Origin of the sequence: Micromonospora sp. DT228 (assembly GCF_049841595.1) — a bacterium.
In the GTDB taxonomy this organism is placed as follows: Bacteria; Actinomycetota; Actinomycetes; order Mycobacteriales; family Micromonosporaceae; genus Micromonospora.
Map to the genome: position 1 here is coordinate 9,161 of NZ_JBNCKO010000031.1, position 14,211 is coordinate 23,371.

The following is a 14,211-nucleotide window of genomic DNA, read 5'->3' on the forward strand; positions in this document are numbered from 1 at the left end:
ACCCGCGCCGGGCCGGGGCCGCGCCGTGCCCGGGGACCCGCGTCGACGTGTCGCCGACGCGACCGGGAGCTTTTCCTGGTGGGGCAGGAGAACGTGCTCTGCCGCGCGGGACGTGCCGGGCCGCACGATCGGTGCATGGTTCGTACCGGTCGTGCCTCCTTCGCCCAGGAACGCCTCTACTTCCTCGATCAGCTCCAGCCCGGAAACCCGGCGTACGTGGTGGCCTTCGCGGTGCACCTGCGCGGTGCGCTGCGACCCGAGGCCCTCCGCACGGCCCTGACCCGGGTGGTCGCCCGGCACGACGCGCTGCGCACCACGTTCGCGGTGGTCGACGGTGTCCTCACCCAGCGGGTGTCGTCGATGCCCACTGTGGACGTCGACATCACCGCCGGCGGGTGGGTCGATCGCGCCACCCAGGAGGCCCACCTGCGGACGCTCGTCGCCGAGCAGGCCCGGCAGCCCTTCGACCTCGCCGACGGGCCGGTGGTACGGGCCTTCCTGCGCTCCTGGGGCCCGGACGAGCACGGCCTCGCGGTGCTCGTGCACCACATCGCCTGCGACGGGTGGTCGGTGGGTCTGCTTCTGCGCGACCTGGCCGCCGAGTACGACGCCACCGTCGACGGGTCGGTGGCCGCCTACGACGAGCCGGCCGAGTCCTACCTGGCGTACGCCGGGCGGCAGCACGAGACGTGGCGGCGGGACAGCTCGGGCCTCGACTTCTGGCGTGCGGCGCTTGTCGACGTGCCACAACTGGCGCTGCCCACCGACTTCCCCCGCCCGAGCGTGCTCGGCACCACCGGCGCGGCGCTGCGCCGCCCGGTCGAGCCGGAGCTGGTGCGGCGGCTGGGGGAGTGGGGGCGGGCGCGGGGCGCGACGTTGTTCGCGGTGACGCTCGCCGCGTACGCCTCGGTGCTGTCCCGGTACGCGCGCCAGGACGAGGTGGTGGTCGGCGTTCCGGTGGCGAACCGGATGGACGACGCCGAGGAGCGCCTGGTCGGCTGCCTGGTCAACACGCTGCCGATCCGGCTCGACGTGTCCGGCCGGCCGAGCTTCACCGAGCTGGTGGAGCGGGCACGACGGACCAGTATGGCGGCCTTCGCCAACCAGGACGTGCCGTTCGAGCAGATCGTGCGGGCCACGGTGGGGGAGCGGCAGCTCAGCCACGCGCCACTGTTCCAGACCTCGCTGACGGTGCAGAACTTCCCGTTCGCGTTCCCCGAGTTCGCCGGGGTACGGCTGACCGAGGTCGACGTCGAGATCGACGTCACCAAGTTCGACCTGGGCCTGACCCTCGACGTCTCCACCGGCGTGCCGTTCCTGCGCGCCGAGTACAGCACCGAGCTGTTCACGGCGGAGACCGTCGGCACGCTGCTCACGCACTACCTGACGTTTCTGCGGTCGATCGTCGACGAGGAGCAGCGGGAGCCGTCCATGGTGGACGAGGCCGAGGGGGCGCAGCTCACCGAGGGGGTGAATCCGCCGCTCGCGTCGGCGCGGGTCAGGCACCCGTCGGTGCTGCGTCGCTTCGCCGACCACGCGGCGGCGACTCCGGACGCGGTGGCCGTACGCCACCGGGACGTCGAGATCACCTACGCCGAGCTGGACCGGTGGGCCGGGCGGATCGCGGCGGGCCTGGCCGACCGCGGTGTCCGCCCCGGCGTCCGGGTCGGGCTGCTGCTCGGCCGTTCACCGGCGGTCGTCGCGGCGATCCTGGGCGTGTGGAAGCTCGGCGGCGTCTACGTGCCGCTGGACCCGGACTACCCGCGCCAGCGCCTCGAACTGATCGCCGCGAACGCCGGGATGGCGGTGCTCGTGGTGGACCCGGAGACCGCAGAGGCGGCCGCGGCGCTCACCCGCGACAGCGGAACCCCCCTGGCCGACGCGCACACCCTCGACGGAATCTCCGTGCTCGACGAGACCTTTCCCGGGCCGGACGACCCGGCGTACGTCATCTACACCTCCGGCTCGACCGGCGTACCCAAGGGGGTCCTGGTCGGGCACGGCGGCCTGGACGCGCTGAACAGCCCGACCCCGGCGGGCCTGGACGTCACGGCCGCCGACGTGTGGCTGGCGGCCAGCTCGTTCTCGTTCGACGCGTCGGTGTGGGAGATGTGGGGCGCGCTGACCACCGGCGCCCGGCTGGTCATCGCCGACCGGGTCGACCTGGTGGACCGGGAACGGCTGGCCCGGCTGGTGCGTCGCGAGGCCGTCACCGTGCTGTTCCAGACCCCGGGCGCGCTCTACCGGCTGCTGCCGCCGTACCTGCGGGCGCTCGACCCCGACGAGACCTCCCGCATCCGCTACGTCGTCCTCGGCGGCGAGGCGCTGAGCTGGTCGCGGCTGGCGTCGCTGATCGCGGACGCGCCGGGTCTGCAAACGGTGTTCGTCAACATGTACGGCATCACCGAGGGCACCATCCACGTCACGATCTTCCAGGCGTCGGCCGCGGACGTGCCCCGGGTCCACGAGGGTGCCATCGGCGTGCCGTTGCCGTCGGCGCGCTGCTACGTCCTCGACGAGGACCTGCGGCCGACCGGCCTCAACGTGCCCGGCGAGCTGTACTGCGGCGGCGCGCTCGTGGCGCACGGCTACCTGGACAACCCGGAGCTGACCGAGGCGCGGTTCCCGCCCGACCCGTACGGCGGCGGGGTCATGTACCGCACCGGCGACGTGGTGAAGTGGGGTCTCGACGGGAGCATGGTGTACCTCGGCCGCAACGACACGCAGGTGCAGTTGCGCGGCTACCGCGTCGAGCTGGCCGAGGTGGAGGGCGCCCTGCTCACCCACCCCGCGGTGCGGTCGTGCGCCGTGGCCGCCGAGGACGACGAACTCGTCGCGTTCGTGGTCCACGGGATCGGCCCGGACGCCGAGCACGACCTGCGGGCGCACCTGCGCGAGACACTGCCGGCGTACATGGTGCCGTCGCGGATCCTGACCGTCGCGACCATCCCACTCACCGCGCACGGCAAGGTGGACCTTCCCCGCCTGCTGGCCGACAGCCGCGCGGCACGGACGGCCACCGCGCCGTCGCGGCCACCGGCCGCAGTGGCCGGCACCGGGCTGGAGGAACGGATTCGGGCCTGCTGGATCGAGGTGCTGCGGCGACCCGACGTCGGGCTGCACGACAACTTCTTCGACCTGGGCGGCCACAGTTTCGCGCTGATCGCGCTCCAGCAGCGGATGTCCGAGGAGGGTCTGGGCGTCTCGGTGACCGACCTCTTCCGCTGCGGCACAATCGCCGGCTGCGCGGCGGCGCTCCAGCAGACCGCGCCCGTCGTCGCGGACGCCAACGCGGCCCAGCGCCGCCAGGGCCGCGCCCTGCTGGCCGATCGGCGGCGCGGCGTGGGAGCCGGCCGTGGCTGAGCTGGACGACAGCGCCGCGGTGGCGGTGGTCGGCATGGCCATCCGGGTCCCCGGCGCCGAACGCGACCTGGACCGGTTCTGGCGACATGTCCACGACGGCGTCGACGTCGTCACCGTCTTCACGCCGGAGCAGCTCGTCGGTTGGGGCGTACCCAAGGATCTGGTGGAACGGCCGGCCTTCGTGCCGGCCCGGGCGGTGCTCACCGACGCGGACCGCTTCGACCACCGGCTGTTCAGCTACTCGCCGTCGGACAGCGCCCTGATGGACCCCCAGCAGCGGGTCCTGCTGGAGTGCGCCTGGGCGGCCCTGGAGCACGCCGGCCACCCGCCGGTCGCCGCCGACGGCAACCGGGTCGGGGTGTACGTCGGCACCGGGCTCAACGTCTACCTGCTGGACAACGTGTGGCCCAACGAGCGCGCGGTCGAGGCGGCCGGTGGCCTGGGCGTGATCATCGGCAGTGACAAGGACTTCGCCGCCACCCGGATCGCCTACAAGCTGAACCTTCAGGGGCCGGCGCTGACAGTGCAGACCGCCTGCTCGACGTCGCTCGTCGCGGTGCACCAGGCGACGCAGGCGCTGCTCACCTACGACGCCGACGTGGCACTGGCCGGCGCGGCCACCGTCGCCCCGCCGACCCGGCGTGGGCACCTGCACGAGCCCGGCGGCATCTTCTCCGCCGACGGTCGCTGCCGCGCCTTCGACGCCGCCGCCGACGGAACGGTGCCGGGCGACGGCGCGGGCGTGGTGGTGCTCAAGCGGCTCACCGACGCGCTGCGCGACGGCGACACGGTGCACGCGGTGATCCGGGGCTCCGCGGTCAACAACGACGGCGCCCGCAAGGCCGGCTTCACCGCGCCCGGCCCGACCGGTCAGGCCGCCGTCATCGCGGCGGCGTTGGAGGTGGCCGACGTCGACCCGGACACCGTGGGCCTGGTCGAGACGCACGGCACCGGCACCGCGCTCGGCGACCCGATCGAGGTGGCGGCACTGCGGCAGGTGTTCGACTCCGCCCGGCCCGACCGGGCGCCCTGCGCGCTGGGCGCGGTCAAGTCGGTCGTCGGACACCTGGACACCGCCGCCGGGGTGATCGGCCTGATCAAGACGGTCCTGGCCCTGACACACCGGACGATTCCTCCGATCGCCCACCTCCGTACGCCCAACCCCGCGATCCGACTGGACGGCTCGGTGTTCGAGCTGCCGACGACCGCACGACCCTGGGCGCCTGTCGACGGCGTACGCCGGGCCGGGGTGAGCGCCTTCGGCATCGGCGGCACCAACGCCCACGTGGTGCTGGAGGAGGCCGCGCCAATCCCGGCCCGACCCCGCCGGCACGTCCCGCAGCTCGTCCTGGTCTCCGCGAAGACCACCGCGGTGGCGCAGGACAGCCTGGACCGGGTCACCGCGTTCGCGGCGGAAACCGCCCCCGGCGACCTGGCCGACCTCGCGTACACACTGCGGACCGGCCGCGCCGAGCTGCCCTGGCGGGCCGCCGTCCTGACCGGGGTGACCGACGGGGTGGCCCGGGTCCGCAAGGTCGACGCGACGGCTCGGGCGCGCGGGGTGGCGCTGCACCTCACCGGGGCCGGTGCGGTGACCGGCAACCGGCCCAACTACGACGCCGACCCGGTGTACCGGCGGACCGTCGACGAGGGCGTCGCGCTGCTGCGTGGCCACGACCTGGACGATTCGGTCCGGGAACGCGGCGACCGGCTGCTGGCCTGCGTCGGCCTGACCCGGTCGCTGCGCAGCCGGGGCGTCACCCCGCGCGCCCTGGCCGGCGACGGTGTCGGCGCGGTGGCCGCCGCCGTCGTGGCCGGGGTGATGTCGCTCGCGGACGCGCTGGCGCTGCTGCGCGACACCGACGACCCCGGGGTCCGCCTGCACCCCGCCGCGCTGCCCCTGCTCATCGACGGGCGGCCCGACGACACCGCCTTCTGGCGGGCCGCGGCCCGCCGCCCCCCGACGTCGACGCCGCCCCCCGACGTGCCCGACCCGGTGCTCTGGATCGAGGTCGGCACCAGCGTCACCCCGCACCTGGACGCCGATCAGCCGGCACTTCCCGCCAACCGGCACGCCCGCCTGCTGGCGACCGTCGGCGCGCTGTGGCAGCTGGGTCTCACCGACGCCTGGGACCCCGTGCACGACACCGGCCGCCGCCGGCTGCCCGCCCCCACCTACCCCTTCGCGGCCACCCGGCACTACCTGGACGCACCCGGAGCCGACCCGACCACAGAGAGGCGACACTGATGCGCGACGTACAAGACCGGACCTGGGTGGCCGAGTTCGAAGAGCTGTGGATGGAGGTGCTCGGCGTCGACACCGTCGACGACGACGACGACTTCTTCGACCTCGGCGGCCACTCGCTCAGCGCGCTGCGCCTGAGCACCCTGATCCGCCAGGAACTCAACCTCGCGGTCATGTTCGGCCACGTGCTGGAAAACCCCCGCCTCGCCGACCTGCGCACCGTCGCCGGTGACGTGCCGCTGGAGCGTCCGGCGGCGGAGACCGCCTGATGGTCGCCCCCGACCTCGCCGCCTGGGCGCCGCTCGCCGCACGGGTGCTCGGCGGCACCCCCGAGCAGGTCCGCGCGGTGGCCGCCACCGAGTCGTTCGTCGCCCTGGGCGGCACCTCGTTCCAGGCCATCGCCCTCGTCTCGCTGGGTCAGCGCGAGCTGCGGGCGGACGTGGACAGCGCCCGCCTGCTGTCGGCGCTGCCGCTGGCCCGGGCCCTCGCCGGCGCCGTGGACTTCGTCGACACCGCGCCACCCGTCGTCGCACGGCGGCCGGCAGAGCGGGAGCTGCTGCCGGGTCAGCGGTCCATGCTGGCCGCGCACCTGCTGGAGCAGGACGCGCCGTACCACCTGATGTTCACCGTGGAGGCGGACGGGCCCCTCGACCCGGGCCGGGTCCGGTGGGCGCTGCGCGAGCTGACCACCCGACACGAGGCGCTGCGGACACGCTTCGTCCGCGACCCCCGCCAGGCCCGGATCGTGCTGCCGGCGCCCTACGAGCCGCGCCTACTGCACCAGACGCTGCCCGACGACGGCGCGGTACGCGCCGTGCACGACCTGTACGGCCCGGCCGCCGCGCGACTGCTGCGCCCCTTCGCGCAGCCACCCGTGGTGTTCGTGCTGACCCGAACCGGTCGGCGCGACCTGCTCACCATGCTGGTGCACCACACGGTCAGCGACGGTTGGAGCGTCGGACTGTTCGCGCGGGAGTTCGCCGAGTTCTACGCCGGGGACGGCCCGGCCGAGGCGGCCCCGTCGCCGGACTGGGTCGGCACCCGGCTCGCCGCGCAGGAGTCGTCCGGCGCGCTGGAGGCCGCCCTGACCCGGGTCGCCGCGCGGCTGGACGGGGCGCCGTGGACGGTGACGCTCCCCACCGACCTGCCGCCGGTCGCCGAGGCCGACGGGCGGGGCGCCCGGTTGCGCTTCCACCTCGACGAGGCGGCGGCGGAGGCGTCGACCGGGTTGGCCCGAGAGTGCGGGGTGACCGTCACGTCGGTGGCCCTGGCAGCCTGGGCATTGACAGTGTCCCGCCGCGCCGGTCTGGACGACCTGGTGCTCGGGGTGCCGGCGGCGGGCCGGTTCGAGGCGGGCATGGACCGCCTGGTGGGTCTCTGCACCCGGGTCGTCCCGGTCCGCTGCGCGGCGACCGACGACAGCACCGTCCGGGAGTTCGTCCGCGGGATCGCCGACGCCCTGGCCGCGGCGGTCGCCGACGCCGACGTGCCGTTCGAGAAGGTCGTCTCCGCGCTGGGCGCCGGCACCGACCCGGGCCGCAACCCGCTGGCCCAGCTCGGCTTCGCCGCCCACCACGAGCTGGTGCCCGACGAGCTGGTGGTGGGCGACCGTACCTGGCGGGTGCACGAGGGACACTGCGCCGGCGCGGTGTTCGACGCCCTGCTCTACCTCCAGTCGTGGTCGGATCGTCCCCGGTTCGCGCTGGAGTACGCGACAGCCCTGCTGACCGCCGCCGACGCCGGGGAACTGGTCGAGTCGTTCCAGGCGGCGGTGCGGGAGCTGGCCGCCGACCCGGACGCGACGGTGCGGGACGTCACCACGCTCTCGGCGGGTCAGCGCGCCCGGTTGCGCGAGCTGGGCGCGGGCGGGACGTACGACACCGCCGACGACGTGTGGCACCGGTTCGCGGCGTACGCGGAGTCGGCGGGCGAGCGGTCTGCGCTCGTCGACGCGCACACCGGGCTGACGCTCACCTACCGGGACCTGCACGACGCCGCGGTCGAGCAGTCCCGTCTCCTGCACGGCCACGGGGTGCGTGCCGGCGACGCGGTTCTCCTGGAGGTGCCCCGCTCGGCCGCCGAGGCGGTAGCGGTGCTGGGCGTGCTGCGACTCGGCGCGCACTACGTGGCCGTGGACCAGCACGCCACCGCCGAGTGGCGTACCCATCTGGCGGCGACCGTCGCGGCGCGGGCCCGCCTCGGTGCGGGCGAGCCCTGGCCGGGAGTCGTCGACTGCCCGCTCGTCGATCCGCGGACGCCCGTCGGGGCAGACCCGGTCGAGGCGGCGCCGAGCGACCCGGCGCGCACCGCGTACGTCTCCTTCACGTCCGGTTCGACGGGCGTGCCCAAGGGCGTCGTCGTGCCGCACCGGGCGGTGCTGCGACTGGCCGACGACCCGGGGATGTTCGCCGAGCGGCCGGGTATGCGGATGCTGCGGCTGTCCCCGCTGGCGTTCGACGCGTCCACCCTGGAGCTGCTGGTGCCCCTGGCCACCGGCGACACGGTGGTGGTCTTCCCGCCGGAGGACCCGACGCCACACGGGCTGGCCGACGTCCTGAGCACCGCCGGGGTCACCCATGCCTGGCTCACCTCGGGCGTGTTCCACCTGGTCGCCGACCACCGTCCGGACGCGTTCGCCGGGTTGCGGCAGCTGTTCACCGGCGGGGGAGTGGTGTCACCGCCGCACGTGCGCCAGGTGTTGCGGGCCTGCCGGGGCCTGCGCCTGACCAACGGGTACGGCCCCACCGAGAACACCACCTTCACCACCACGTACTCCGTCGAGCACGCCGACGCGACGCCCGACCCGCTGCCGATCGGTGCTCCGGTGTACGGCTCCGACCTGTCCGTCGTCGACGCGTCGGGTCGTCTCGTCCCACCGGGCGCCGTCGGCGAACTGCTGGCCGGCGGCACCGGTCTGGCCGACGGGTACCTGGGCGACCCGACGAGGACGGACGCCTCCTTCGTGCGCCACGACGGGGAACGCCGTTACCGCACCGGGGACCTGGTGCGCTGGGGCGCCGACGGCCAACTGCGCTTCCTGGGCCGCAACGACCGCCAGGTGAAGATCGCCGGACACCGGGTGGAGCCGGTCGACGTCGAGCGCCGGTTGCGGGCGCAACCGGGCGTCCGCGACGCCGTGGTGTTCCCCACCGGTGACCCGGCGAGCGGGGTACGCCTCTGCGCGGCGCTCAAGCCCGACCCGGACGGCGTCGACGTGGCCGCCGTGCGCCGCGCGGTGGAGCCCGACCTGGCCCCGTACGCCCGGCCGCAGCAGTGGGTGACGGTGACCGAGTTCCCGCTGGACCGCAACGGCAAGGTCGATCTGCGGGCGCTGGGCGCGCTGGCCCAACCGACAGCGCCGCCGGAGACCTCGGCCACGCCGCCGGAGACCTCGGCCACGCCGCCGGAGACCTCGGCCGCGCCGCCGGAGACCTCGGCCGCGTCGGCCCGGGTTCCCGCCCAGCGTTCGGCGTCGCTGGCCGAGTTCGAGGAGCTGGTGACGGGCGCCTGGGCGGAGGCGCTGGGCACCGACGACTTCGACGTCGACGAGGCGTTCTTCGACGTCGGCGGTGAGTCGCTGCGCCTGGCGATCGTGCGCCGGCTGCTCCAGGAGCGGCTGGCCGGCCGGACCATCCCGCTCACCGACCTCTACCGCTTCCCGACCGTCCAGACGCTGGCCCAGCATCTGCACGCGCAGACCGAGAGAGCAGGCGCACCCTCATGAACGACGACATCGCGATCGTCGGCCTGGCCGGTCGGTTCCCCGGCGCCGCCGACGTCTGGGAGTACTGGTCGAACCTGGTCGCCGGGAAGACCACTGTCAGTGCGCTGACCCGGGGCGAGCTGCTGGCCGCCGGGGTGCCCGCCGACCGGCTCGACGACCCGGCGTACGTGCCGGCGCGCGGCGTCCTGGCCGACCCGGACCTGTTCGACGCGGCCTTCTTCGGCATCACTCCGAGGGAGGCGGAGACGATGGACCCGCAGCACCGGCTGCTGATGCAGACGGCGTGGGCCGCGCTGGAGTCGGCGGGGCTCGCCACCGAGCGGCCGTTCGGTCGGGTCGGCGTCTTCGCCGGGGCCGGGTTCAACTACTACGCGCTGCACCACGTATTCGCCCAGCCCGACGTCGTCGAGTCGCAGGGGCTGCTGTCGGTCGTGCTGGGCAACGAGAAGGACCACCTGGCCGCGAAGATCGCGTACCGGCTGGACCTGGGCGGGCCCGCCATCACCGTGCAGACCGCCTGCTCGACGTCGCTGGTGGCGGTGCACCTGGCCTGCCAGAGCCTGCGCGGCGGCGACTCGGACGTGGCGCTCGCCGGTGGCGTCTGCGTGGCCGTGCCGCAGCAGGCCGGGTACCTCTACGAGACGAAGGGCATCCTGTCGCCGGACGGCACGTGCCGGCCCTTCGACGCCGCGGCCGACGGCACCGTGCCCGGCAACGGGGTCGCCCTGGTGGTGCTCAAACGCGTCGCGGACGCCCGCCGGGACGGGGACACCGTGTACGCGGTGATCAAGGGGTCGGCGGTGAACAACGACGGTGGGATGAAGGTCGGCTACACCGCGCCGGGCATCGCCGGGCAGGTCGACGTGCTGACCCGCGCGTACGCCTCCGCCGCCGTCGACCCGGCGACCGTGGGCTACCTCGAGGCGCACGGCACCGCGACCGAGGTCGGCGACGCCATCGAGCTGGCCGCGCTGACCGAGGTGTTCCGTCGCGGCGAGCGACAGTGCTCGATCGGCTCGGTCAAGGCCAACGTCGGGCACCTCGACGCCGCCGCCGGTGTCGCCGGTCTCATCAAGGCGGCGCTGGCCCTGCACTTCCGGCAGATCCCGCCGCTCGCCGGCCTGAAGCAGGCCCGGCCCGAGCTGCTGGACGGGTCGACACCGTTCACAGTGGACACCGTCGCCCGTGGGTGGGAGGCCGCCGGTGGTCCGCGCCGCGCTGGGGTCAGCGCCTTCGGTCTGGGTGGCACCAACGCGCACCTGGTGCTGGAGGAGGCCGACGGCCCGATCCCGCCGGAGCCACCGGCCGCCGACGGCCCCGCCGAGCTGATCGTGCTGTCCGCGCGGACCCCGGAGGCGGTCCGCGCGGCCGCCGAGCAGGTGCACGAGTACGTGCGGCAGCGCCCCGACCTGTCCGTGCGGGACGTCGCGGTGACGGCGCAGACGTACCGCCGGCACTTCCCGCACCGGGTGGCGGTGGCCGCGCGGGACGTCCCGGCGGCGCTCGCCGGGCTGCGTCGGGCGCGGGTGCGCGCGGCGGCCCGCCGACCCCGGGTGGTCTTCCTGTTCCCCGGGCAGGGCGCCGAGTTTCCCGCCATGGCGCGGGGCCTCTACGACCACTACCCGTCGGTGCGGGCCGACCTCGACCACGGGGCGGAGCTGCTGGCCCCTGTCCTCGGGCTGGACCTGCGGGACGTCCTCGTCGACGACGACCCGCACGGTGTCGTGCACCGCACGGACGTCACCCAGCCGGCCCTGGCCCTGTACGAGGTGGCGCTCGGCCGGCTGCTGCTGTCGTGGGGCGTCCGTCCGGCGGCGATGATCGGCCACTCGGTTGGTGAGTTCCCGGCCGCCGCGCTCGCCGGTGAGCTGGCCGACGACGACATGCTGCGCCTGGTCGCCATCCGGGGCCGGCTCATGCAGGACGCCCCGGAGGGTCACCTGCTGGTCGTGCTGGCCGGGCCGCGCACCGTGGAGGAACACCTCGCGGGCCTGGCCGACCTCGACATCGCCGCGCGCAACGCGCCGGACGTTACCGTCGTGGCAGGGCCGCCGGCCCCGCTCGCCGCGTTCCGTGAACGCCTGGACGCGGCCGGGGTGCCCTGTCGCGCGCTGCCCGCGCAGCGCGCCTTCCACACCCGGATGATGGCCGACGCGGCCCGGCTGCTCGGCGTCGAGGCCGACCGGGTGCCCCATCGACCCCGCACCCTCCCGGTCGTCAGCAGCGTCGACGGCACGCTGCTCGACACCGGCCAGGCGCGTGCCGAGGGCTACTGGGCGGCACAGTTGCGCAGCCCGGTGCGCTACCACGACGCCCTGCTGACCGCGCTGGAGCTACCCGACCCCGTGCTCGTCGAGGTCGGTCCCGGCACCGCGCTGACCAGCATGGCACGGCAGACGCCGCAGGGACGGGGGGTGCCCGGGTTCGCCACACAGCCGCGACCGACGCCGCGGGCCGACGCCGCCGACGTCCTCGCCGGGCTCGGTGGACTGTGGACGGCCGGAGTGACGGTGGACTGGGCGGCGGTGCGCGGCGACACCCCGGCGCGGCGGGTGGCGCTGCCGACGTACCCGTTCGCCCGTACCCGGCACTGGCTGGAGGCGACACCGCCACCGGCCCCGGACACCGCCGAACCGTCGCCGCCTCCCGCGGCTACCGGGGAAAGCACTGTGGTGGGCGAGATCGTGGCGCTGTGGGGCCGGTTGCTCGGCTCGCCCGACATCGGGCCGGACACCGACTTCTTCACCGTCGGCGGTGAGTCCCTGCTGTTCATCCGCATGGTCAACCAGGTGCAGCGCCGCTTCGCCGTCCGCATCCCGATGGAGAAACTGTCCGCGCGACCCACGCCGCGCGTCCTGGCCGAGCTGGTGACGGCATGACCGGCCACACCGACCTGGCACACGCGGCAGCGGTGGCGGCCGTGCTCGCCCACCGCCTCTCCGGCGCGACGTCGGTAACGGTGCGCGGCCCGCACGGCGACCACACGCTGCGCGTGCACCCGGACACCACACTGACAGAGGTACGCGCGCAGACGCGGACACCGTCACCCGAGCTGTCCCCGGTGGACGTGGTGCTGGTGACACCCGGCCCACCGGGCGGGGCGGCGGGAACGGTGGGCTCGGTGCCGGTCTGGCTCGCCGGCGGCCACTGTCATCCCATCCACCTCCAGGAACGACTGGACACCCTGAGCGGATGGCTCACCACCCATCCCGACCGCCCGGTGCGCGAGGCGGTGCTCGTCGGTCCCCGGGAGTGGGCCACGCTGCTCGGCTTCAACCCCGCGCCGACCGCGGCCCCCCGGACACCCGTGCACGAGGCGATCTGCCGGCAGGCGGAGCGCACCCCGGACGCCGTCGCGCTGCGCGGCGGGGGACGCGACCGCAGCTACCGGGACCTGCTCGACGAGGCGGCGGGGCTGGCCGGGCGACTGCGCGCCGAGGGCGTGGGCCCCGGCTCGGTCGTCGCCCTGTGCACCGAGCGGAGCCCGGAGATGGTCGTCGCGGTGCTCGGTGTCCTGCTGGCCGGAGCGGCGTACCTGCCGCTGGACCCGTCCCACCCGAGGGCCCGGCTGGACCTGATGCTCACCACCGCCGACGCCGCGCTGGCGCTCGCCGACGAGGAGGGACGGGCCGCGCTCGGCAGCGGCGGAGCCCCGGCCGTTCCGGTGCGACCACTGGTCGGCGCCGACCTGCCCGCCTTGCCCGTCGACTGGCGTGGCTACCGCGCGCCGGAGGAGGTGGTGGACGGGCTGTCGTACGTCATCTTCACATCGGGGTCGACCGGGGCGCCGAAGGGTGTGCAGATGACCCATCTGTCGCTGGCCAACCGGCTGGCGTGGATGCAGGAGGAGTACCGCATCGGGCCCGGCGACGTGGTGCTGCAGAAGACGCCGTACACCTTCGACGTGTCGGTGTGGGAACTGCTCTGGGCCTTCCTGGCCGGCGCGACGCTGGTCACGGCCGAGGCCCAGGCGCACCGCGACCCGCAGGAGATGGCCGCCGTCATCGCGCGCGAGGCGGTGACCACAGTGCACTTCGTGCCGTCGATGCTCGCCCTGTTCGTCGAGGAGCCCGGGGTCGCCGCGTGCGCAGCCCTGCGCCGGGTGATCTGCAGCGGGGAGGCCCTGCCGCCGAAGCTCGTCAACAAGCTCACCGCCACCCTGCCAATGGTGCGGGTGGACAACTTGTACGGCCCCACCGAGGCCGCCATCGACGTCACCGCCTGGCCGTGCCGCCGACCCGAACCGGACCCCACCGTCCCGATCGGCAGGCCGATCACCAACGTCACGGCATACGTGCTGGACGACGACGGTGCGCTGGCTCCGCTGGGCGTACCCGGGGAACTGGTGGTCGGCGGCGACTGCCTGGCCCGGGGGTACGCCGGACGGCCGGACCTGACCGCCGAGCGGTTCGGCACCGTGCACGTCGCCGGGCGTCCCCAGCGGGTGTACCGCACCGGCGACCTGGCCTGGTGGTCACCGCAGGGTTACCTGAGCTACGGCGGGCGCATCGACACGCAGGTGAAGATCCGTGGGCAGCGGGTGGAACTCGGCGAGATCGAGTCGGTGCTGAACAGTCACCCGCTCGTCGCGAACAGCGTGGTGCTGCTCCGCGACGACCTGGGTGCGGCCCCGACCCTGGTGGCGTACGTGGTGACCGAGCGGCACGCCGACGCGGGCGACGTGAGCGAGGCGGCGCTGCGGGCGTTCCTGGCCGAGCAGCTTCCCGACCACATGGTGCCGCTGCGCCACGTGGTGCTGCCCGAGTTGCCCGCCACCGCCAACGGCAAGGTCGACCGCAGGGCTCTGCCCGCCCCGCCGGCCCGGGTTCGCCGGCCGGTACGGGTCGGGTCGCTCTCGGCGTAGGGCGTCGGGAGCGCA

Annotated in this window: 6 protein-coding genes; all 6 read left to right on the top strand. The window is 74.6% G+C overall.

Translation table 11 applies throughout. The annotated features are described in order from the left end of the window. The first annotated feature begins 135 nt into the window (after nucleotides 1–135). Genes ACLQ29_RS34165 through ACLQ29_RS34190 form a run of 6 tightly spaced genes read left to right on the top strand, consistent with a single transcriptional unit; the run spans nucleotide 136 to nucleotide 14,196 of the window. Complete coding sequence (locus tag ACLQ29_RS34165) at nucleotides 136–3,363, top strand: non-ribosomal peptide synthetase (RefSeq protein ID WP_425775494.1); 3,228 nt, start codon at nucleotides 136–138, stop codon at nucleotides 3,361–3,363. Beyond that, entirely contained in the window at nucleotides 3,356–5,611 is a 2,256-nt protein-coding gene (locus tag ACLQ29_RS34170; protein ID WP_425775495.1) for a beta-ketoacyl synthase N-terminal-like domain-containing protein, read from the top strand. Before ACLQ29_RS34165 ends, ACLQ29_RS34170 begins: the two co-directional genes overlap by 8 nt. Beyond that, on the top strand, nucleotides 5,611–5,877 hold the full coding sequence (locus ACLQ29_RS34175; RefSeq protein WP_425775496.1) for a phosphopantetheine-binding protein: 267 nt from the start codon (nucleotides 5,611–5,613) through the stop codon (nucleotides 5,875–5,877). Before ACLQ29_RS34170 ends, ACLQ29_RS34175 begins: the two co-directional genes overlap by 1 nt. Next, a complete protein-coding gene (locus ACLQ29_RS34180; RefSeq protein WP_425775497.1) occupies nucleotides 5,877–9,332 on the top strand; it encodes a non-ribosomal peptide synthetase in 3,456 nt (1,151 codons plus the stop codon). Before ACLQ29_RS34175 ends, ACLQ29_RS34180 begins: the two co-directional genes overlap by 1 nt. Then, nucleotides 9,329–12,211: a type I polyketide synthase gene (locus tag ACLQ29_RS34185; RefSeq protein WP_425775498.1), complete on the top strand. Its 2,883-nt coding sequence runs from the start codon at nucleotides 9,329–9,331 to the stop codon at nucleotides 12,209–12,211. The genes ACLQ29_RS34180 and ACLQ29_RS34185 overlap by 4 nt, the downstream gene beginning before the upstream one ends. Continuing rightward, complete coding sequence (locus ACLQ29_RS34190) at nucleotides 12,208–14,196, top strand: amino acid adenylation domain-containing protein (RefSeq protein WP_425775499.1); 1,989 nt, start codon at nucleotides 12,208–12,210, stop codon at nucleotides 14,194–14,196. Before ACLQ29_RS34185 ends, ACLQ29_RS34190 begins: the two co-directional genes overlap by 4 nt. The last annotated feature ends 15 nt before the right edge of the window (nucleotides 14,197–14,211 follow it).

Coding starts and splice junctions, on each gene's coding strand:
- ACLQ29_RS34175 (WP_425775496.1), top strand. CDS start 5,611: ATGCGCGACGTACAAGACCGGACCTGGGTGGCCGAGTTCGAAGAGCTG.
- ACLQ29_RS34180 (WP_425775497.1), top strand. CDS start 5,877: ATGGTCGCCCCCGACCTCGCCGCCTGGGCGCCGCTCGCCGCACGGGTG.
- ACLQ29_RS34185 (WP_425775498.1), top strand. CDS start 9,329: ATGAACGACGACATCGCGATCGTCGGCCTGGCCGGTCGGTTCCCCGGC.
- ACLQ29_RS34190 (WP_425775499.1), top strand. CDS start 12,208: ATGACCGGCCACACCGACCTGGCACACGCGGCAGCGGTGGCGGCCGTG.
- ACLQ29_RS34165 (WP_425775494.1), top strand. CDS start 136: ATGGTTCGTACCGGTCGTGCCTCCTTCGCCCAGGAACGCCTCTACTTC.